This is a genomic window from Leeuwenhoekiella marinoflava DSM 3653 (assembly GCF_900129005.1).
Taxonomy (GTDB): Bacteria; Bacteroidota; Bacteroidia; order Flavobacteriales; family Flavobacteriaceae; genus Leeuwenhoekiella; species Leeuwenhoekiella marinoflava.
Genome location: NZ_FQUN01000020.1, coordinates 18304 through 40419, shown reverse-complemented (window position 1 = coordinate 40419; position 22116 = coordinate 18304). Strand labels below are relative to the sequence as shown.

At 37.5% G+C, this 22116-nt stretch carries 13 protein-coding genes; 5 read left to right on the top strand and 8 right to left on the bottom strand.

Annotated features, from left to right (window positions below):
• The first annotated feature begins 1 nt into the window (after position 1).
• The 5 genes from BUB91_RS16805 (at position 2) to BUB91_RS16785 (ending at position 5662) form a co-directional block, all read left to right on the top strand.
• Positions 2 to 1810 carry an acyl-CoA dehydrogenase family protein gene (locus BUB91_RS16805; RefSeq protein WP_073100443.1) on the top strand — a complete coding sequence of 603 codons (1809 nt, stop codon included), beginning with the start codon at positions 2 to 4 and terminating at the stop codon, positions 1808 to 1810.
• Between the two features lie 152 nt (positions 1811 to 1962).
• Positions 1963 to 2841, top strand: coding sequence for a hypothetical protein (locus BUB91_RS16800; RefSeq protein WP_073100442.1), 879 nt, complete (start codon positions 1963 to 1965; stop codon positions 2839 to 2841).
• 8 nt (positions 2842 to 2849) lie between these two features.
• On the top strand, positions 2850 to 4010 hold the full coding sequence (locus BUB91_RS16795) for an MFS transporter (RefSeq protein WP_073100441.1): 1161 nt from the start codon (positions 2850 to 2852) through the stop codon (positions 4008 to 4010).
• A complete protein-coding gene (locus BUB91_RS16790) occupies positions 4010 to 4753 on the top strand; it encodes a sugar-binding protein (RefSeq protein WP_073100440.1) in 744 nt (247 codons plus the stop codon). Before BUB91_RS16795 ends, BUB91_RS16790 begins: the two co-directional genes overlap by 1 nt.
• A 3-nt stretch (positions 4754 to 4756) precedes the next feature.
• Positions 4757 to 5662 carry an aldo/keto reductase gene (locus BUB91_RS16785; RefSeq protein WP_073100439.1) on the top strand — a complete coding sequence of 302 codons (906 nt, stop codon included), beginning with the start codon at positions 4757 to 4759 and terminating at the stop codon, positions 5660 to 5662.
• Positions 5663 to 5669: 7 nt separating this feature from the next.
• Here the strand turns inward: BUB91_RS16785 and BUB91_RS16780 are convergent, their stop codons facing one another.
• The 8 genes from BUB91_RS16780 to BUB91_RS16745 all read right to left on the bottom strand — a co-directional run bounded on the left by BUB91_RS16780 (position 5670) and on the right by BUB91_RS16745 (position 22101).
• On the bottom strand, positions 5670 to 8357 hold the full coding sequence (locus BUB91_RS16780; protein WP_073100438.1) for a hypothetical protein: 2688 nt from the start codon (positions 8355 to 8357) through the stop codon (positions 5670 to 5672).
• A gap of 57 nt (positions 8358 to 8414) precedes the next feature.
• Positions 8415 to 11540 carry a beta-galactosidase, LacZ type gene (locus BUB91_RS16775; protein WP_073100437.1) on the bottom strand — a complete coding sequence of 1042 codons (3126 nt, stop codon included), beginning with the start codon at positions 11538 to 11540 and terminating at the stop codon, positions 8415 to 8417.
• A gap of 63 nt (positions 11541 to 11603) precedes the next feature.
• Complete coding sequence (locus BUB91_RS16770; protein ID WP_073100436.1) at positions 11604 to 13649, bottom strand: DUF2264 domain-containing protein; 2046 nt, start codon at positions 13647 to 13649, stop codon at positions 11604 to 11606.
• 12 nt (positions 13650 to 13661) lie between these two features.
• Positions 13662 to 14855, bottom strand: coding sequence for a glycoside hydrolase family 88/105 protein (locus BUB91_RS16765; protein WP_073100435.1), 1194 nt, complete (start codon positions 14853 to 14855; stop codon positions 13662 to 13664).
• Between the two features lie 25 nt (positions 14856 to 14880).
• Positions 14881 to 16095 (bottom strand): DUF2264 domain-containing protein, encoded by a 1215-nt coding sequence (locus BUB91_RS16760; RefSeq protein ID WP_073100434.1) that lies wholly within the window; start codon positions 16093 to 16095, stop codon positions 14881 to 14883.
• Positions 16096 to 16108: 13 nt separating this feature from the next.
• Positions 16109 to 16999, bottom strand: coding sequence for a glycoside hydrolase family 16 protein (locus tag BUB91_RS16755; protein WP_073100433.1), 891 nt, complete (start codon positions 16997 to 16999; stop codon positions 16109 to 16111).
• Positions 17000 to 17021: 22 nt separating this feature from the next.
• Complete coding sequence (locus tag BUB91_RS16750; protein WP_073100432.1) at positions 17022 to 18983, bottom strand: glycoside hydrolase family 97 protein; 1962 nt, start codon at positions 18981 to 18983, stop codon at positions 17022 to 17024.
• A 10-nt stretch (positions 18984 to 18993) separates the two neighbouring features.
• Positions 18994 to 22101: a beta-galactosidase, LacZ type gene (locus BUB91_RS16745; protein WP_073100431.1), complete on the bottom strand. Its 3108-nt coding sequence runs from the start codon at positions 22099 to 22101 to the stop codon at positions 18994 to 18996.
• Between the last annotated feature and the right edge of the window lie 15 nt (positions 22102 to 22116).

Sequence of the window (22116 nt, the reverse complement as noted above, 5' to 3'; positions counted from 1 at the left end):
AATGGCAGAAACAGCAGACAAAAAACATATTCTACGTGGCGGGCAATTTTTAGTAAAAGAAACTGCTTGCGAAGATGTATTTACTCCCGAAGATTTTTCTGAGGAGCAAAAGATGATGAAGGAAACGGTTAAGGAATTCGTTGACCGCGAGATTGTACCCCATAAAGAACGCTTTGAGCACAAAGACTATGCGTTAACAGAAGAAGTTATGCGCAAAGCCGGTGAACTTGGTTTACTGGGTATTGCTGTTCCTGAAGAATATGATGGTTTGGGAATGGGCTTTGTTTCTACCATGCTTGTTTGCGACTACATTTCGGGAGCTACAGGTTCTATCGCCACGGCTTTTGGCGCGCATACCGGAATCGGAACAATGCCAATCACACTTTACGGTACCGAAGAGCAAAAAAAACAGTATGTTCCTAAACTTGCAACTGGTGAGTGGTTTGGTGCTTATTGTTTGACAGAACCCGGAGCAGGTTCTGATGCGAATAGCGGTAAAACAAAAGCAGAACTTTCAGCAGATGGAAAATCATACAAAATCAACGGACAGAAAATGTGGATTTCAAACGCAGGTTTCTGTAATGTTTTTATTGTTTTTGCTCGTATTGAAGATGATAAAAACATCACCGGTTTTATTGTAGAAAATGATCCTTCCAATGGAATTTCGCTAGGTGAAGAAGAAAAAAAATTAGGTATTCACTCCTCTTCTACCCGTCAGGTATTCTTCAATGATACTGTTGTTCCTGTAGAAAATATGTTAGCAGGTCGCGGAGAAGGATTCAAAATTGCAATGAATGCGCTTAACGTAGGTCGCATCAAACTGGCCGCAGCTTGCTTAGATGCCCAACGCCGCATTATTGATATGGGTGTGAAATATGCAAATGAACGCGTTCAGTTCAATACCCCTATTGCAAAATTTGGTGCAATAAAATATAAGCTAGCGGAAATGGCTACTAATGCCTATGCCTGTGAAAGTGGTTCCTACAGAGCAGCAAAAAATATTGAAGATCGAATTTCCATCCGTCTGGAAGATGGTGCCAACCACTCAGAAGCTGAATTGAAAGGGGTTGAAGAATATGCAATTGAATGTTCCATTCTTAAAGTAGCAGCTTCAGAAGATATGCAAAATTGTGCTGATGAAGGAATCCAGATTTACGGCGGTATGGGCTTTAGCGCCGATGCGCCAATGGAAGCGGCTTGGAGAGATGCACGTATTTCTCGTATTTATGAGGGTACCAATGAGATAAACCGAATGCTAGCTGTAGGTATGCTGGTTAAAAAAGCGATGAAAGGTCACGTAGATCTTTTAAATCCTGCAATGGCTGTTGGTGAAGAACTAACCGGAATTCCTTCTTTTGATACTCCTGATTATTCTCAAGTTCTTTCAGAAGAAAAAGCGATGATCGCAAAACTTAAGAAAGTATTCTTAATGGTTGCCGGTAGCGCTATTCAAAAATATGGTCCGGAATTAGAATCACATCAGCAGTTATTGATGGCTGCTTCAGATATTTTGATTGAAATCTATATGGCTGAAAGTACCATTTTACGTACCGAAAAGAACGTGAAGCGTTTTGGCGAAGATGCTCAAAAAGAGCAAATCGCAATGACACAATTGTATTTATACCACGCTGTAGATATCATCAACCAAAAAGCTAAAGAAGGTATTGTTTCTTTCGCTGAAGGTGACGAGCAACGTATGATGCTTATGGGGCTTAAGCGATTCACCAAATATCAAAATCAACCTAATGTTGTAGCTCTACGCAACCTTATTGCTGAAAAAGTAACATCAGAAAACACCTATCCGTTTTAAGATTTTTTCTCCTATTATTTACTATTTGTATAAGAACCCCGGAGTTTTACTTCGGGGTTTGTTTTGTTTTATAAATTGATTCTTGGCTTAAAACTTGATTACATGAGTTGAGATGTTTTAAACATTGTATCTTTATTAATTCAATTTAAACTATGCATAAATTACAGTTTACAATAGTGACCTTATTGATTGGTTTTACACTACTCGCTCAGGAGAATACCGAAGTTTTTCTTTTTGATATCAAAACGACTCCTACCACTTTTGAAGTCACAAGTGGTAAGAATATTTCTCAAAATACAGGTTATGATAATCAGCCTTTCTTTTACGATAACAATACGCTCTTATACAGTCGCACAAAAGGCAGTCTGACGGCTATCGGTCAATATATAATAGATGCTGAATCAACCGAAATCATCACAAATGAACCCAACAGCGGCTTTTTCTCTCCACAACATATTCCTGAAACCGATTTAATAGTTGCGGTACGACAAGATCCTGAAGGCCGCCAACGTATGGCTACTTATGACTTTAAAACGCATGTTTTTCAGAAATTAGTAGATAGCGCTCAGGTGGGTTATTTTTCATTTTACGATAAGAATACATTTATCGCTTCTGTTTTGATGCCGAATCAAATGGATCTGTTTTTGAAAAATCTAAATTCTAGAACATCAGAATCTATCATCACAAATTCCGGAAGATCATTGCATAAAGTGCCTAACAGCAAGTCTATGAGTTATGTTGTAGAAAATGAAAATCAAAATATGGATTTGTATACGCTTGACTTTTCAGGTGATGAACCTACCAGTTATTTTGTTTGTGAATTGCCTATAGGCCGCTCTGATTATGCTTGGCTAGATGAAAATCGAATTTTAGTTGGTAGTGGTGACAGCTTATTTGTTTACGACCTTTTTGGAGAACCTGCATGGACGTTTGCAGCTAGTTTGAACAAATATAAGTTGAAAAATATTACTCGCATAAGTGTAAGTCCAGACGGTAAACACCTCGCTCTTGCAGCAGAACCTGTAGAATAATATCATACGTGCCAAAAACCAAAAAAATTATTGTTCTCATAGTTCTAGCTCAATTCCTAGGGACATCTCTCTGGTTTGTAGGCAATATCGTAATTCCGCAACTTCCAGTTTCTAAGCTGGGAAACCCTGATATTTTAGGTGATTTATTGGCTGCTGTTCAGTTTGGCTTTATCGCGGGCTCATTGATTTTTGCAGTGTTTTCAATAGCTGACCGGTTTTCGCCTTCAAAAGTTTTCTTGGTCTGTGCGCTTCTGGGAGCAACAACAAATTTGGCTCTGATTTTACCCAACATTCAAATTACAAGCTTACTGATTTCAAGATTTACAACCGGTTTTTTCCTTGCGGGAATTTACCCCGTTGGAATGAAAATCGCTTCTGATTATTATGAAAAAGGACTGGGAAAGGCTTTAGGCTATTTGGTGGGTGCTCTCGTTTTAGGCACTGCCCTACCACACATTTTCAATAGCTTCGGCATTGCTATAGATTACAAAAGCATTACTTTAATTATGAGTGCATTAGCAGGTTTAGGAGGAATCCTAATAGGTTTTTTAGTCGGTGATGGTCCGTTTAGAAAACTACAACAGCACGTAAAACTAAATGGTATTCCAGCACTTTTTAAAGTGAAAGCGTTTCGTTCAGCGGCTTTTGGATACTGGGGACATATGTGGGAATTATATGCCTTTTGGGGCTTTCTTCCGCTGTTTATTAAGTTCTATTCGATAGAAAATGAACAAGTGTTCAATATTCCTCTTTGGGCTTTTATAACGATTGGCATTGGTGCTCTATCCTGTGCAATAGGTGGTCATTTGAGCAAAACATTGAGTAGTAGAAAAGTGGCACTATTCTCTTTAGTCATTTCAGGTGCATGTTGTTTACTTTCGCCTTTCAGCCTTCAATTTCCTCCTTCACTATTTTTTATATTTCTACTCATTTGGGGAGCAGCTGTAGTTGCCGATAGTCCGCAATTTTCAACATTAGTCGCTACAAATGCAATACCGCAATATCGCGGTACAGCATTGACTTTTGTAAATAGTTTGGGTTTTGCAATTACAATTGTTAGCATTCAACTTCTGGCTTATTTTTCGACACATATAGATTTAAAATGGCTTTTTATAATTCTCGCAATAGGGCCTATATTTGGCATTCTGAGTTTGCGTAAACCTGCTTGATGAAAAACCTCTTAGCTTTGCTTTTTCTTTTTGTGTTGCTTCATTCGTGTAAAAATAATGAAGAACCTCCTCCTCTGTTTGTAAAAACCAATACGCATTCTATTGAAGTAAAAAAAGCTACGATTGCTCCTGTAATTGACGGAAAACCAACTGATCCTGCGTGGGAAAATCTAAACTGGATCGGAGTTTTAAATAAATGGCAGGGAGCTGATACTAACTTGATGATGAACTACAAACTCCTCTGGACACCGGATGCTTTGTTTGTGCTCGTTCAATTAGAAAACCTTACACTTCACCCTAATTTAGGTAATCCTCTGGAGCACTATTATAGCGAAGATAATCTAAGCATTTATCTGGACGAAGATAATAGCGGTGGGGATTATACAAACTCTTATAATGCCTTTGAGTACAAAATTTTACCATCCAATTTTACAGTAAGACTTGATCCAGATAAGAAACCGCTTACTGCAAACAACGCGATTCATTCCGCATTAAAGAAATATGGAAACACCTATTACTGGGAATTGAAAATTGCTGCTTTTGATGCGTCTTATCAACCGAATACCCCTAACGAACCTGTATCTTTAAAACTCGGAAAACTGATAGGTTTTGCGCTGGCTTTTGAAAAAGTCAATGCTAAAGAACCCCATACCATTTATGGGTCTGTAACTATACCTGAAGATTATGAAGGCCGCATAGCTATTGATGCCGGACTTTTTGGAACCCTAAAATTGATTCAATAAACTATGGAAAATAGAATACAACTCAATACGAATTTATCGCTCTCTCGTATCATTCATGGGTATTGGCGCCTGCGCGACTGGAACCTAAGCGACCAAGAACTTTTAAAACTTATAGAAGAAATTCTGGAGCTGGGAATTACCTCTTTTGATCACGCAGACATCTATGGAAATCATACGTGTGAAGCGTATTTTGGCCGGGCATTGGCTCTCAAGCCGGAATTGCGTAAAAAGATGGAACTCATCAGCAAATGCGGAATCAAATTAAATACAAATGTCAATCCTGGACTTGATGTAAAAATTTACGATTACAGTTCAGAGTATATCATCCAACAAGCGGAAGCTTCCCTAAAAAATCTGGGCACAGATCATCTGGATTTATTGCTCTTGCATCGCCCTGCTCCCTTTTTCAATCCCGAAGAAGCTGCTAAAGCTTTTGACCAGTTGAAACAAAGCGGTAAAGTGTTGAACTTTGGCGTTTCTAATTTCAGTCCGATGCAGTTTGACACCTTGCAATCCTATCTTGATCTGCCGCTGGCAACCAATCAAGTTGAAATATCAGTATCTTGTCTGGAGCATTTTGAGAATGAAAATATCGAGTTTTTCCTGAAGCATAAAATCAAACCCATGGTTTGGTCTCCACTTGCCGGCGGTTCATTATTTAAACCCGAAACAGAAAAAGAACATCGTTTGTATTCAGTACTTAAAGAGATCGCAACAGAACTTGATGTGGAGCGTATTGATAAGGTTATGTATACTTGGTTATTGAAGCATCCTGTGAGTGCTTTACCAATTGTCGGCTCACAACACATCTATCGTATTAAAAGCGCTGTAAATTCGCTTAAAATCGATATGACTTTAGAACAATGGTATAAGATTTATATTGCTTCTAAAGGTGAAGAATTGCCTTAATAGAAGATTATTCATTTACATTATAATCTAATTGTTTATAACCAAGTTTACCATCCTGAGATAAAGCTTCTATTATAATAGTTTTAGTTCCCGGGATATCCCCGTTATAAAAAGATAAGTTAATCGGTTCATTTCCTTTTAAAGTCACTGTTGGATTCCAATATAATGTTTTGCGGTTATCATTTTTTATAGCTGCTGAATCACTACTGCTATATTTAGGACTATAAAACGCTTTTGAAGCTGCAAAAACGGGAATCGTGGTCTTTAAAATACCTCTAGATCTATAAGTTGTAAATATACCATTACCGCTATGGGTATAAATAGCAAGAATACTTCCCCAAACTGGCACTTTCGACGAGTCTTGAAAAGAACTATTATAAGTATCCCTGTACAATTGTTGATAGTTTGAAGATACTACTTTGAGTATTTCAACGCTTTTAATATCTGCTGCAGACAAATTTGAAAGTAGATGATAGTGAAATATGGGTAAAGTCTCTCCATCTATCACTACAAGTGTTTCATCGCCTGCTTGCACGCGTGGTCTTAAATAAGTTCCCGACTCATCAGTAACCCTAAAAAATGTCAATGCATTTCCAAAAGAAGCCCGTAACACACTAAACAATCCATAAGACCAACTTTCCTCCTTAGCTCTTATTTTATCACCATCAATTACGACATCAGGCTTACCATAAAGGTCTGCAACTTTCTGCCGTTGTGCAGTCATTTTGTATGTGTTAATCAAAACTTCATCCAACTCATTTATAGATGAATCGTAATCAAAAGCATCTTTCTTTTTAATTATGTACTTGTTTGATAGAGTTGCTGCTTTTTTATTGAGACCAGGCGTTTTAAATTCGTTTCTAAAGTCAATCTGAGGAATTTTAGGTTCATCTAATGTTAATGTATAATCTCTTTGTCTTCCGTCTTGATTTTGTGTTTGCAACAAAATACGTTTTTTGTATCCAGAATAATTGGGAAGTAAAAAATTAAATCTACCTAGACTATCTGTCTCCTGTTTAAAAAAATCTTGCTCTTCGCCAAACGTCATAAGACTTACAATGACATCTTTTTTCATCCTATCCTTATCTAGCAAGGCCCCTATTTTTCCTTTTAATATTAATCCTTGTTCTGGTTTGAACTTGAAATCATTTTCAAGAGTAGAAGTGAAAATATACTTTCTCCATCCCTGAGTCAACATTAAATTATCTAAATCATAAAGTCTGGATTCATTTTCAGGATTAAAAAAGCGTTTGGGATTTTCAATCTTTCCTTTTAACTCTGAACTCAGTAGAAAATAAGATCTAATATTTTCATCTTGACATACAAAGTCTTTAGGCACGACTAATACTGAAGCCGTAGCTTCTAAAGTATCCTTCTTATTTTTCGCATTCGATAAAACAAGACTGACTTCTTCCTTAGACTTATAACTTTGCTTATTCGTCTTTAAGGATATAGGCATCTGCTTCTCATTATTGAGGTTAAAGAATAAACGTTCTGCTAAAGCATTTCCATTTTTATCTTTTAAAGTAAAAACTAATATCCCTTCAGGTAAAGATTCTTTGAGTAGTATAAAATTAGCTTCTGAGTCGCTCACAAATTGAGCTATTTCTCCAAGTTTAAGCCCTCTTCTACTTATTGAAATAAAAAGAGTATCATTTTCTATGATATTCGATTTTAAACCAATACCTAACTTATTGTCTAAATCTTTAATAGAAAGTATAATTCCCTTAGAATCAACGGCAGGAAAATCATAGGAGACCTTAGTATTTTTAACATCTTCAGTAAGGTTTACCTCATACTCTTCACCAGAATTAGGAAAAATATGAACCCTCCCTAAGCCGTATTCATCACTTTTAAAGGAAGTTTTAAAGTTTCTCAATTTAGAAACAAGCTCTCCGGCTACTTGAACTCCATTTCCGTTTTGATCAATTGCCTTAAAGGAAATTACATTATTAAAACCAGCTACAAAGTTCCCACTTTCCGCCATAAATTGAATATCAATTGCCGGCTCTGAAAGGTTAAACGTCTTTGTAAAACTTTTTCCACTTTCAGTGTATAGCTTCAGTTTTATAAACTTTGAAGAAGGTGATAATTTTTCTTCAAAAAGAAAATTCCCATTTTTATTTTTCTTGATTGAATACTTTTCTGAAGTATCTCCACTAAGTAGATTAAGTCCTACGGAAGTAGTTACACCGGTATCTAAAATTTGTGGATTTAAAAGCACTTTGATTTTTTGAGAAGCTTCAGAATAGTTTATAAGTGAAATTATATCTTCCTCCAGGTCTATACTATTGTCTAGGATATCAACATACATGGTATAAATAAAAGCCTCTTTAAAGTTTTTATTCCATTCTGTATAAGCTCTTATCTGATATCTTCCAGGAGTAAAAAACGTACCAATATCAATAAAGTTTGCTCCAATACCATGTGTGATTTCAACTTGCTTCTCTAAAATTACTTTTTCAGAAGGGTTTAAAAGCTCTACATGCAATACTCCTGTAATAGGACTTGGTGCATGATCTATCGCTTGTGTCACTAAAGCTTTAAACCAGATGGTTTCACCTGTTGAATACGTGTTTCTGTCAAGTTGTAAATAAACCTTTTCAGCTAGGGCTTCATTAGCTATAATGTCTTCTTGACTACTGGCTGAGTACATAAAAAGCAAGGCCAAAATAAAGTTTACAATAGTTCTCATATGCTTAACTTTTATATTAATTGGGTCAGCCGAGTCAATTAATATACTTTCTAAAAGCTAATCTATAGGCTGAATCCAAAAACTGTAACGATAGTTCTGAGGTTTTAACTGGTATTTCTCGTGAGGTTTTGCACCCCAGCTGTTATCACCTCCTACTCCGGTTTGCTTGTAATCTATATTTAAGCTTATAAAATCACGAGGTTTGATATCAATTGTATGTCGCTGTTGCTTTCGCATTCCGGGATCAAAATCTGAAATATAATTATGGTGCGCACTAAAAGAAACTAATGGAAGCCCCGTAAACTTTAATCCTTTTCCTGAGGCATTGGTTAATTCTACCCAGCGGTTTTCGGTGCGATACCCATTTTCTTGTGGACGTATATACGGAAAATACAAATCAGAAACAGAAGCCTCATAGATTCCTATAAAAGCAGATTCTTTACGATCCTGATAATTCTCATGCGGACCTCTACCGTACCATTTTACGTGATCGTATTCTTTAGGCAAAATAAAATTCATCCCAAAACGAGGAATTTCAGCCAAATTACTACCGCCCGAATACTTGAGTTGGTTAGTTACTTTTATACTTCCATCAGGATAAATTGCATAGCGAGATTCAGTTTGCGCATCTAAAGTGTCCAGTTGATAAATCACTTCAATCACTACAGAATCCCGATTTTTAGAAATCAGTTTAAAATCTTCAAGTTTTTGTTTTGTAGAAGCATCTTTCCAGATTTTACCACGTTTCTGATACTTATTTCCGAAATCATTATCTATAGGTGCACGCCAGAAATTCACATGAGGGGTCTCTAATAAATACTCCTGATTGCCATAAGTATATTTTTCTAATCTACCCGTGGTTTTATTGAAAATCACTTCTAAATTAGCTGCAGTAACTTGCAATTCACCCTTCTTTTGTTTCACTTTTAATTTACCAGAATCTACTTGAACTAAAGGAATATCAGAATCTGAAGATTGAATTAAAATTTGATCTTCAGCAATTACAAATCCGGCAGGAAGCAAGGGTTTCTTATTTGTTGTTTTGACTTTAAAATTGATGAAGTATTCGCTGCCATCTTCAGCTATACTTAAATCTGTCAATTGAAATGTTGTTGAATCTTGGGGTGACAATTTAAGAGAACCTATATTTTTTGACTCAACTATTTCCCCATCCTCAAGCACCTCATAACTGATTTCATAGGTATTCAAATCAGTAAAAAAGAATCTGTTTTTAATAGTAAAACTTAATTCTTCGGCATCTTGTAGTTCAATTTTTACATTTTGATAAACTTGTTTTACTTCAGCTAAAGCCGGGTGTGGGGTGCGGTCTGGATTTACTAATCCGTTTAAAACAAAATTCGCATCATTTCGATAGCTATCCGGCCCGTAATCTCCTCCATATGTCCAATAATTAGTACCGGTGCTATCTTCTTTCACAAAACCTTGATCTACCCAATCCCAGATAAAACCACCTTGCATTTGTTTGTGCGCATATACAAAATCCCATAAGTCAACTAAATCCCCTGTACTGTTCCCCATAGAATGGGCATACTCACACCAGATAAAAGGACGCTCAGGATACTTACCAATATAGTTATCGTCGATATAATTTAAACTCGCATACATCCACGGAATAACATCGGTATGCGGCTCTTGAAAACTCTTCCCGCGCTCAGCACGCTCATACTGAACCGGTCTTGATCCGTCTCTGTTTTTGAGATACTGATACCCATCAATAAATGCGGGGCCGTCACCGGCCTCATTTCCCATAGACCAGATAATAATCGAAGGGTGATTTTTGTTAGTCTCTACCATCGCCTCTAGCCTATCGTGATGCATTTTTGCAAACTCCGGTTTATTTGCTGGAGTTTTATCTTCATCGTAGCCAAAACCATGAGTTTCTATATTGGCTTCATCTACCATATAAATCCCATACTCATCACAAAGGCTATACCACAACCCATCGTTAGGATAGTGCGAATTACGTACCGCATTGATGTTATTTTCTTTAAAAAGTCTGATATCTTGCAACATAGATTCTTTAGAAATCACATGACCGGTATGCTGATCATGCTCGTGACGGTTTACCCCTTTTAGTAAAACAGGTTCTCCATTCACAAGTAGATTTCCATTTTTAATTTCGCTGGTTCTAAAGCCTATTTTAGCCGAAGTTGCCATTAAAACCTCCTGAGAATCTTTTAAGGTAAGTGTAACATCATATAGATTAGGATACTCTGCACTCCATTTCTTAACATTAGTAAAAGTTGAATTGAACGAAATAGAATCTTGTTGATCTACATTAAATTTGACAGGCTTCGTTTCAGAATAGATCACGTTTCCCTCATCGTAAATTTTCAACTCAAGCTGAAGGTTTTTACGTTTATCAGAACTATTTTCTACCACGATTGATCCATTGAATACTCCATCAGTATAAGTATTGTCAAGTGAAGCATTCAAAAAGAAATCTTGAATATGCGCTTTAGGTGTGGCGTATACGTAGACATCCCGCTCTATTCCGCTTAAGCGCCAGAAATCCTGATCTTCAAGATACGTACCGTCGTTCCAGCGATAAACCTCAACGGATACCTCATTATTACCCGGTTTTACATATGAAGTTATATCAAACTCTGATGGTGTTTTTGCATCCTCATCATAGCCAACTTTCTGACCATTAACCCACACATAAAAAGCGCTGTTTACCCCTCCAAAATACAAGTTAATCTGTTTATCATCCCAGTCACTTGGAATCGTAAAATCTCTTTTATAGGAACCCACAGGATTATAAATTGTATCTACAAATGGCGGATTGATCTTATGCGTGTACCCCTGGCTCACATAAAGCGGAAAATCATACCCCTGCATTTGCCAATCTCCCGGAACTGCAATTTTATCCCAAGCAGAAACATCATAATTTGTTTTGTAAAATTCTTCAGGTCGAGTATCTGGTGTTTTAGCAAAATGAAACTTCCAGGTGCCGTTGAGTAAAAGAAGGTTTTCTGAATTATAATAATCGTTTTCTAAAGCTTCATCTTCGGTATCATAAACGTAAAACGTAGCTCTGGGCTTTTCTGTATTTAGAGTTACAACATCAAGGTTTTGCCACTCGGGAAGTTCTTGAGCATTTATAGTGTTTAAAAACAATAAGGTGACCAGACAGTAAACGTAGTTTTTTAAAGTAATCATCAAGTATTCAATTAGAAAGAGCTTGTAAATTATTTATTAATATTGAAATTACCTGAATGAGAATTAGTCAAAATTGATAGTATGTAACTCATTTTCAAGCATCAAAACCGCAACAGTATTATCATTAACAGAAATGTCTTCAACCGGCATCAACTCCTCATCGTTCCAGTTCTCTCCTGATTTCTTCCAAAGCATCAGTGTCGCATATATGTTGGTTTTAGCCTGCGGCCAAAAGTTTGTAGCAACATTGATGGTTGTACTTTTGGCAGAAACGGGGTTGAGTCCGCTGGCCGATACAAACTCTGTTTTTTCCCAGCCCATTAACGGAACGAGCGCTAACTGATATTCGCCGTTATCGATTATGGTGACGGTTTTTCCATTGACTTTTTTTGTCGATTGTTTGATTTCCTTTCCGTCTAATTTCGGCAATGCATAATGTCCCAAACGCATTTTAACCGGCACCGTACTGGTTTGTTTATCCACTCGCAGAATTCCATTGGGCAAAGGCATTTCAGCAAGTTGCATACTCACCTGATCGTTTGTTTCTAAAACCGCATCGCGGTAATAAATGCCATCTTCATATTTTTTAAAAGTATACAAACGCCAAGGCTCCCATTCTTCCTTTTCATTTAGAAAAACATAGTTCATCGAGATTTCACCCTTTTTTCCATCGGCTTGCCAAGGAAAAGCAGAGTTATACGAAAGCTTATTATAGTTTTCGCTACTGCGAAAGCCCTGCCAGTCATCAGCTTTGCGCTCGTGGCACCAGGCTCTAATCTCCGAAGCTCCTAGGTTAGGATAATCGGTAATCAAAATATTAGAAGCGGACTGATACTTATTGTAAACCCGGCCTTTTTCGAATGTAGCATCCCAAGGACCTTCATTCTCAACAGCAGTCCAAAACGGATTATCATCAGGAACCAACAAGCCCAAAAAAGCCTTACCCATCCAGTATACACTTCCACGGGCACTGTATACTTGCACGGCAGGCTCAAAATGCCCGTAAAAACCTAAGGTAGGGATTCGATCCAGTAAAAAGTCAGGGTTTTGTAAAAACTGAAGTAATGTTCCTGACGAAATCCTGCGTAACCAACCAAAGTTGATTGTGTCATCCTGCAGCGTCCCGGTAAAGGGAAACGGACTAATCGACGCAATACGATAACTGATACTTCTACCAAACATAATCATCTTGCCATCTTCAGCAAACATATAAGGGTAATGGTATACTAAGTCCTGAAAATTGGTCTTGAATGCCTTGGCGATCTCCGGATAGTTTTCATCCCCGTAAACCGTAGCCCACATCGGTCCATAGACCTGAAAAGCCCACATACTGTAATAATCATATGCCGGGTTGTCATTATACCAGCCTTGACCTCTGTAATCTGCAAGCGATTTATTCAAATATTCTTCTAAAAGTGATTTGTTTACATCATAGCCTTGCGCGTCAAAAAAACTCAACACAAAAATGTTGAAGAATTTCCAGTTTGAAGGTACCGTAGGGCCATCACCATAGCTCAACATCGATTCCGCAAGACCATCTTTATTTTCCTGACTTAAAGGTTCCCAAAGCGTTTCAGGAGAAATGAATAAGGATATGGCTAATGCGCCATATTCAACAAGGTTCTGACTGGGACCACCGTTACCGCGTGGTTTAATATATGCCGGACTTTCAGGATCAATTAATTTTGGAATTTGATGCTGATAATATTCAGCCACTTTGATTCCATTTAATGTAAGATCTGGATTCTTCTTTAAGAGCGGAGCTGCTACAAACAGCGTGCGTACGAGACCTTCTAATTTTTCTGTAGGAACCCGACCTATATCGTGTGGATAACTCTTTCCCGGAAGCTTGGGAAATTTCATCGGGTCATCTAAATTATCTATATAACTAAAAGCACCTTCCAATAAATATTGAGCTGCATCCTCCCAATGTTTTTTAGTCATCCCTGTATGCGGGCTGGTCTCAAAATCTGGATTTTCAACCTCAAAAAGAGGCATTTCTCCATGAAGCTTTTTAGCCGGTTTTATTTCTTGTGCCTCAAAAGAAAACGCACTTAGCAGCGTCACTAAAAGAACAGCAACGTAGTCTATTTTTTTAAACTGAATCATCTCCGGTTTTTTTTATTTTGAATCTATAAAGCGATACATTTCTGAAGCGGCCAGCAAATAGGCACCAACTCCAAAATCTGCCGTAGAATTCTTATCGACCACCTGTCCCGGAATTGCTTTTTCGCCGATAGGCTGAACATAACCTACGCTTCCGTCCTCTTGTAAGGCTACTTCTGTTAGATACTCCCAGCTCTTTTCAATTACCGGAACATAAGTTTCCTCATCTAAAACATCATTATTTATTCCCCATAAAAAAGCATAGGTGAAAAATGCGGTACCACTAGTTTCAGGTCCTGGTGCATGTTCCGGATCAAGAATACTACGCGTCCAATACCCTTGAGGTTGTTGTGCATCTTTAAGAGTTACTGCCATTTTCTTAAAGCGGTCTATGTACTTTTGTTTGTGTATTGCTCCTTCAGGAAGATCTTGAATAACCTTTGCCAAACCCGCAAAAACCCAACCGTCGCCACGAGCCCAAAAGTCTTTTTTACCGTTTAAACTTTTATGTTTAGGGTAAACATATTTCGCATCGCGGAAATAAAGTCCGGTTTCTTCATCAAGCATAATACTATCTGAATACGTCAGGTACTCGTTGAGTTTTTCTAAATACAACTCATTACCGGTAACATTATACAGTTTGGTCATTACCGGCATTACCATATACAAACCATCAGCCCACCACCAGTAATCCTTTTTATCGGTGCTCATCTCATATTCCATCACCTCTCGCGCACGAGCAATCTTAGCAGGATCTTTAGACCCTTCTAAGATATATAAATCTATATAGGTTTGAAAAGCAATTTGCCAGTCTCCAAAAAGAACATGATCATCAGTCTCCCCATAGTTAGATTTCCAATCCGATTTATCGTTAGACTTAGCTCCCATCCATTTATTATGTTCTGCCCAAGCTGTAGCATAATCTAAAAACTCTTGGTTTCCGGTAACTTTATAAGCTTCTATATTTCCGGTGTGATATGCTGCAGGATGCCAAAATGCAAAATCTGGTTCAGGGTGTGTTTCTTGCCAATGCTCATTTACTGAATTAATAATTTTTAATACAGAATCTTTACTTTTAGGTAATTGTATTTCTGTAGCATCTTGAGATGCTAGCTGTGCTTTATCTTCAGTATTATTCTTACAACTTAAGAACAAGATTGCACTCAAACCTAAAGGCACAAAACTTTTTAGATGGCTTTTTAAATTCATTCCTTAATTATTTATTTTTATATTTTTAATGGGCATGGTCAATTGAAATGGTTTCTCCACTCCATATTTTTTTCTGAGTCCAGGCTGCATATGCATCAGACCATAATGCTGCTGTTTCCGGTAAACCTAAGATCAAAAAAACTTCAGAACACAGGTATAGACTTCCTGTAGAGATATAGCCTTCTCCAATATTATTTTGAGCTCCGTATAAACCTACTTTTAGCCAACCTTTTTCATCAAAAGTTCCCGGTGCTTCTATTTGTCTTTTAACCATAGTATATAATGCTTCACGTACTTGAGCAGGTTCTACACCTTCTGGAAGTTCTTGTCTAAGAGCGATATGAGACAACAATTGAAAAGCGCCAAAACGATACGCTAAGGATCTACCTAATGGAGGATAGGTTCCTTCCGGACCAATCAAACGCTCTTGAATCGCGGCATAACGTGTAGCTCTCTCTTTAACAAGTTTAAAGTCTCGGTCTTTACCATTGCCGGTTTCCTGAAGTGTCTCGTGAATGTCTAGAAGAAAAGGCTGTATCACAAAACTGTTGTAATAATCCCAGTGAAAATCAGGCCCATCTCCATACATCCCGTCGCCTAGATACCACTCTTTGTGTTTATTCAATCCATAATCTATACGCAACATATCACCACTATCATCAAACTTCTCTAAAGCAGCCTCTACCATTCCCGAAAATAAAAGCCAGTTGCTGTAATACGGTTTTATTACTCGAGTAGACTTCAAAGCTTTGATGATATTTTGCTGAGTTTCTTCATCTAACTTATCCCAAACCTGAGTAGGAGATCTCAATAAACCTTGCGCTAAAAATGCGGCATCTACTAAAGGCTGTGCATCCTTATTAAAATTCATAAAGTCATCTGCTTCTGGATCTGTAGCGTTTTCCAAACAAGCTACTACTAAATCAATATACTTTTTACGCAGTTTGCCTTCTTTAGTATCGTCTGTCCCTAACTCTAACCAAGGGGCCATTCCTGAATATAAACGTCCAAAAGCCTCTAGATAAGTAACGTGAGTGCGCGCATCCCAAGCCCCCGGAGATCGTTCTACAGGCATGTTTTTCTTGAGTTTATCTTTTGCTAAATTTTGCAGCACAGGATCAGCGATTTTCAGCATAGTCCTTATCATATACTCCCGCTCTCCTTTCTGAGCAATACTTTTAAAACTACTGAAAATGAACGCTATAAAACAAAAGGTGAATATTCCTTTAAATGTTCTCATTGATTATTTTTACTTATAAATTTTGATCTGATTTTTGAAAAACCCTAACATAATCTACCTGATAGTTTTTAGGGAAAGGGGTCTGTGATGGATCTCCACCGTTGGAACCAATCGCCAGATTGAGTAACATATAATGCCGTTGGTGAAAACCATTAAAGCCATCCGGGTTTTGCGTTTTGGCTAAATCAATCTCGTTAAGTAACGCGTCGTCGAGATATAATTTGATAAACTGAGGAGTCCACTCCATTTTCCAAATGTGGAATTTTTTAGGCCATTGCGGGTCTTTCTTTAAAAACTCAGTAAAGGGAATTTGGGTACTGTCCCACGACACATTTTGCCAGTTATCACCCCAGGCGGCATTGGCCAGAATGTGGGGTTTTCCGTCAATCTGATAATATTCCATCATATCGATCTCGCCGTTTGAAGGCCAGTCTCTATCTACTCCTAATGTCCATATTGCAGGCCACATTCCGCTAGATGTGTCTATTTTAGCACGTACTTCTAGAATGCCGTATTTAAAATCAAATTTACCCCTGGTATTGATGCTCGAAGAAGTGTATTCTGCCACTTTTCTATTTTTCTTCCAGCTATCACTAGCAGAATCATACTGTGGATTTTTAACTTCTTCTTGTCTTCCGGTAATGCTTAGCAAACCATTATTCACCAATGTGTTATCTTCCTGATACCATTGCAACTCGCTATTTCTAACAAAGCCGTATTCGTATGACCAGAACTCTGGATTAGGCTTTTCTCCTGAATCAAATTCATCTTGCCAAACTAATTTATAGCCTGACGGAATATTTATAGTTTCAGTAGCTGTTTGTGTTTTTTGATTTTTACAACCTCCAAAAAACATAACGATAAGAATACTTAAGCTGAATTTTAAAAGTTTTACCTCATTCATTTACCTCTTCTATTTTTCAGAATTAATTACTTATCAATACAGCTCCACCCTCTCCTAAAACATCGACTTTAACTTTTCCGTTCTTTTTTACTTTTACCGATTTTATTGCAGCAGAGCGATCTTTTGCATCATAGATAAGTGTAAGTTCTGTATTTTTCAACATAGGAAGATTCAGCTCTAAAGTTTTATCTTTTTGTTCACCGTTTGTAATTGCGATATACCATTTATCACCTTTTCGACGGGCGATTGCTGCATAATCTCCCGGCTCGCCACCTACGTAAACGATCTCATCCCAAACTGTAGGAACCTCTTTTAAAAAGTCTAAAACAAAATCAGGTTGTTCTTCTAGATTATTAGGTGTTAAACCAAAATGCTGAATAGGTGAAAAATAAAGAACTCCTGTTGCTAATTCAAAAGCTTCTGTTGTTTTACGAATAGAGCCTCCTTTCTGATCTCTCGAAAGCTTTTTGTTTAAGAATACGGGACCAAAATCCATCGAAGCAACTGAGTTTCTTATAAACGGATGCAGCGTGCTTTTAAACGCGTGCATATCTGAAGCTTCTTGTGTAAAAACCAAATTCTCTGAAGCCAATACCGCTTCTGAAGAAACAAAGTTAGGATACATACGTTGCCATCCTCTAGGCAATGTACAGCCGTGAAAGACAACTGCAAGACCATAGGTATTAGCATCAGTAAGAATATCTTCATAAAGCTGCATGGTTACCTGCTTGTCTCCACCAAAGAAGTCAACCTTTATTCCTTTAACTCCTATTTCTTGAAGCCACGCCATTTCTTTTTGGCGTTTATAGGCAGTATTCATCAAATCTTGTGGAGTCTGTGGCGCATTATTCCAAAAGCCGTTAGAGTTGTACCAAAGTAAAATTTCGACATCTTTAGATTTGGCATAGTTTACCAATTCAACAAAACGCTCCCGACCAATTACAGAGTCCCAGTTAGCATCTACAAGAATATACTCAAACTCCATCTCTGAAGCCAGATCTATAAATAGTACCTGATCGTCATAATTCATACTGGCATCTTGCCAAACGATCCAACTCCAGGTTGCTTTACCCATTTTATAATCTACAGATGCCTCGTAACGTTCCTCTACAACATCAAAAGCAATAGTAGACTCAACAATAGGTTTTAATGATTTTCCTATAGAAATGGTACGCCATGGTGTGCTAGCAGGCATTGCCATACTTGCAAAAGCTTCTCCTATACCGTTATTCTCACCTTCTTGAGGAAATGCAAGCGGGAATAATCCGTCTTGTGTAGATTCTCCCAATCGCGAACCGGGATACGTTCCATCTACTCCGGTTTCAGAAATTAGAACCCAACCCTGCTCTGCATTTTTAAATAATGCAGGAAACGTATAACCCACACCATATTGTGACGGAGTTCCTAATTTTTCATCAAAAGTATATTCTTCTTCATAAGAAGGTTTGGTTTCTTCCCAGCCTGTTAACGGTAAGGCTTGATGCGTAATAAAAGAAGTTGCATCGTCTGGTAAATTAAAACCTGTAGCCTCAGATAAGATCTTAACTTTAGTATTCAGATCTTTTCCTATTAATTTGTAAGAAAATGCGATATCGTTATCTTCAACTCTAAAAACTACTTTTAAGGTATCTTTTTTAGCATTAGTGAAAGTTGCTACAAGTTCGTTTGCTGTATAACTCACCTGATTCACTTTAGCATTTTTCAATTCATACGATTCAGAAATAGTTTGTATGTCTGAATTTTCAAAAGTCAATCCTTTTGTGAAATCTCCTATCGAAGTCATTAAGCCTAAAGGCGAATCTTCCAAAAAAGATTCGCCATCAAGTTCTACTGAATAAAAAATGTTGCTTGCTTTAAGCTTAAGCTGAACTACCAAGCCTTCATCTGGACTCGTAACACGGGTAAGCGTATCTTGACTCCAAACTAAAGGTGCTGTTATTAAAATTAAAATCTGAACTACTTTCTTAAAGCTTATATTTTTCATCTATCACGTATTAAAATAAAGAGATTGTATAACTGTATGAGTACGTTTTGTCCTCTAATCTATATTCTCTAAAAGGATATTGTCCCCAACTGTTAAGTCCACCTAAACCGCGTTGTTTAAGATCTACGTGAAGAAATACTTTATCTTCTACGGTTAAATCTGTTGGATGCTTTTGTGCTTTGGTCATGCCAGGATCAAGATCTTCTGTAGAAACATCAAGCGCACTAAAACCTAACGGTTGATCTCCTACTATTTTCAAACCATTTCCTGAAGCATCAGTTAAGGTTAACCAACGCGTATCTGTATGATATCCTGACTCCTGTGGACGGATATACGTCCATGTAAATTGATTTTCTACTTTGTCTGTATAAATCCCTAAAAAAGCAGATTCATTTCTATCTGAATAATTTTCCCAAGGTCCGCGACCGTAATACGCTAAATTGTCATAATCACCATCCAAAACTAATCGCATTCCAAAACGAGGCATCTCTGGTGTTTCATCACTTTGAAGTTCAATATGAGCAGTAATTTTTATAGCTCCTGAATTTTCAATCAAATAAGCAACGCTGTAAGTTGCCGCGATATCTGGTAAAGTATACGTTATTGTAACAGGAAGACCTTTTTCGGTTTTTAAACCAACAAGTGTTTTTGTAACAACAGGATTTTTTGTTGCTTCTTTCCAAGCTGCTAATTTCTTAGGCATCCCATTACCAAAATCATTATCTGTAGGAGCTCTCCAGAAATAAGGCTGCGGAAATTGTGTGATTACAGACGCATCATTTTTCAGTTTATATTCTTGAATTTTACCGGTTTTTAAGTTGAAGATTCCAGTTACGCTTTCTGTATTAAAAATCAAAGAATCTCCTTTTTGCTCGTAAACCAATTCTGCTTCTGCTGATACTTCTTTAGTTTCAGCAAAAAAGTCTGTCTCACCTACTTTAAATTGTTCGCTAGCTAAATTATATCCAGCTGGTACTAATGCAGAACCCGATTTTGTAGAAGCAAAAACACTAAGATAATACTCACCATCTGTAGTTTCCGGGAGGTTCAACTCAACATTTTCTTTAGTATTTGGCGCTGCCGAAACGTTAAATGCACCGTTTGAAACCTCTTTACCATCTTTAAGTAACTTCCATATAAAATTGAACTCTTCAAGATTGGTATAATTGTATTTATTACTAACCTGAAGTGTATTTCCGTCAAGATCAAATTCTATATTCTGATATACTTTTTTAACCTCAGCTAACGAAGGGTGCGGCTCACGATCTGCCGTAATTAATCCATTAGCGTTGAAGTTCTCATCATTTTGTAAATCTTCTCCACCAAGATCACCACCATACGCCCAGAATTCTCTACCGTCTTCAGTTTCTGCACGCAATCCCTGATCAACCCAGTCCCAAATAAAACCACCTTGCATATGCGGACTACTGTCTATAATATCCCAATACTCTCTGAAGTTTCCGCTACTATTACCCATTGCATGAGAATACTCACACATAATAAATGGTCGTGTAACATCGGTACGTTCTGCGTATTCTTTCATACTGCGTATACCAGGGTACATAGGTGCTACCACATCTGTATCGCGGTTTTGACCTGCTTGTTCAAATGTTACCAGTCGCGTAGGGTCTGTAGCTTTTAACCAATCGTAAGCTTCATAAAAAACAGGACCGTTACCACACTCATTACCCATAGACCATAAGATAATTGATGAATGATTTTTATCCATCTCATACATTCTCTTAATACGGTCTAAATGTGCCGGTGCCCACTCTTCTAAATATGCCGGATGCTTATCCTCATCTATTCTGCCTTGCCATTCTGCTCCCATTCCATGAGTTTCAATATTAGCCTCATCTACAATGTAAAAGCCAAATTCATCTGCAAGATCATAAACCTGCTGTCCGTGTGGATAATGACTCATACGCACCGCATTGATGTTATTAAGAGCCATCAATTCAAAATCTTTACGTGTCATTTCTAAATCTGGCACGTGACCTTTATCTGGATGATGCTCGTGAAGATTTACACCATGAACCGTAACAGCTTTACCATTTACTAAAAGCTGAGCGTTTTTAAGTTCTACTTTTCTAAAACCGGTGCGACCGCGGGTTGCGGCAAGTGTATTTCCTTTTTTATCTTCAAGTTTAAAACTATAGGTATATAGTGTAGGTGTTTCTCCACTCCATTTATCAACATTAGGAATTGTTTTTTCAAAAGAAACCTTTCCACCCTCACGAGGAACAGCTTTCTTTTCTGCATACATCAAGTTTCCGTTTTCATCAAAAAGTGCTACTTGCAAACGTGCATTTTTAACTTTACTGTTTTCAAAAGACCGAATGTCTACAGCTGCTTGAAACTTTCCGTTTTTATAATTAGCATCTAGATCGCTATCTACCTTATAATCCCAAATTGTAGTTTTTGGCATAGCCTGAAGAAAAACGTTACGCTCAATGCCGCTTAAACGCCAGAAATCCTGATCTTCAAGATAGCTCCCGTCGTGCCAGCGAGTAACTTGTACTGCCAGTAAATTCTCTCCTTTTTTAAGCAAATCTGTAATATCAAATTCTGCAGGAGTTTTTGAAGCCTTAGTCATACCAGCTTCTTCTCCATTTACAAAAATGCGCGCATAACCAGATATAGAGCCAAAACTTAAAATCACCTCTTTATCATCCCAATCTTCAGGAACGTTGAACCTTGTTCTATAGCTCCCTACCGGATTGTAAGCTCCATCAATAAATGGCGGGTTCTTTTTGAAAGGATAGGATACGTTTGTATAAATAGGAATATCAAAACCTGCGGTTTCCCAATTTGAAGGAACTGCTATTTCATCCCAATTGCTCGCGTCAAAATCTGTTTTATAAAAATCCTGAGGGCGAGATTCTGGATTTTTTACAATATTGAATTTCCATGTTCCATTGAGACTTTTATAAAGTGTAGAATTCTCCGGAGTACGGCTTTCTGCAGATTTCATACTATCATAAAGAAAAAAGAAACTACGTCCTTCTTCTTTATTGCGGTCTACAATTGTTGGGTTTTCCCATTCATTTTGCTGGTTTTGGGCCACTGAACTATATAGAGTGAACAGGGTGAAAATGCTAACTAGTGTTTTTCTCATCGATTATTAAATTGG

What these genes read in the sequence shown, in the direction of transcription:
- BUB91_RS16805 (WP_073100443.1), top strand. Translation starts at nt 2, where the DNA reads ATGGCAGAAACAGCAGACAAAAAACATATTCTACGTGGCGGGCAATTT.
- BUB91_RS16800 (WP_073100442.1), top strand. Translation starts at nt 1,963, where the DNA reads ATGCATAAATTACAGTTTACAATAGTGACCTTATTGATTGGTTTTACA.
- BUB91_RS16790 (WP_073100440.1), top strand. Translation starts at nt 4,010, where the DNA reads ATGAAAAACCTCTTAGCTTTGCTTTTTCTTTTTGTGTTGCTTCATTCG.
- BUB91_RS16785 (WP_073100439.1), top strand. Translation starts at nt 4,757, where the DNA reads ATGGAAAATAGAATACAACTCAATACGAATTTATCGCTCTCTCGTATC.
- BUB91_RS16780 (WP_073100438.1), bottom strand. Translation starts at nt 8,357, where the DNA reads ATGAGAACTATTGTAAACTTTATTTTGGCCTTGCTTTTTATGTACTCA.
- BUB91_RS16775 (WP_073100437.1), bottom strand. Translation starts at nt 11,540, where the DNA reads ATGATTACTTTAAAAAACTACGTTTACTGTCTGGTCACCTTATTGTTT.
- BUB91_RS16770 (WP_073100436.1), bottom strand. Translation starts at nt 13,649, where the DNA reads ATGATTCAGTTTAAAAAAATAGACTACGTTGCTGTTCTTTTAGTGACG.
- BUB91_RS16765 (WP_073100435.1), bottom strand. Translation starts at nt 14,855, where the DNA reads ATGAATTTAAAAAGCCATCTAAAAAGTTTTGTGCCTTTAGGTTTGAGT.
- BUB91_RS16760 (WP_073100434.1), bottom strand. Translation starts at nt 16,095, where the DNA reads ATGAGAACATTTAAAGGAATATTCACCTTTTGTTTTATAGCGTTCATT.
- BUB91_RS16755 (WP_073100433.1), bottom strand. Translation starts at nt 16,999, where the DNA reads ATGAATGAGGTAAAACTTTTAAAATTCAGCTTAAGTATTCTTATCGTT.
- BUB91_RS16750 (WP_073100432.1), bottom strand. Translation starts at nt 18,983, where the DNA reads ATGAAAAATATAAGCTTTAAGAAAGTAGTTCAGATTTTAATTTTAATA.
- BUB91_RS16745 (WP_073100431.1), bottom strand. Translation starts at nt 22,101, where the DNA reads ATGAGAAAAACACTAGTTAGCATTTTCACCCTGTTCACTCTATATAGT.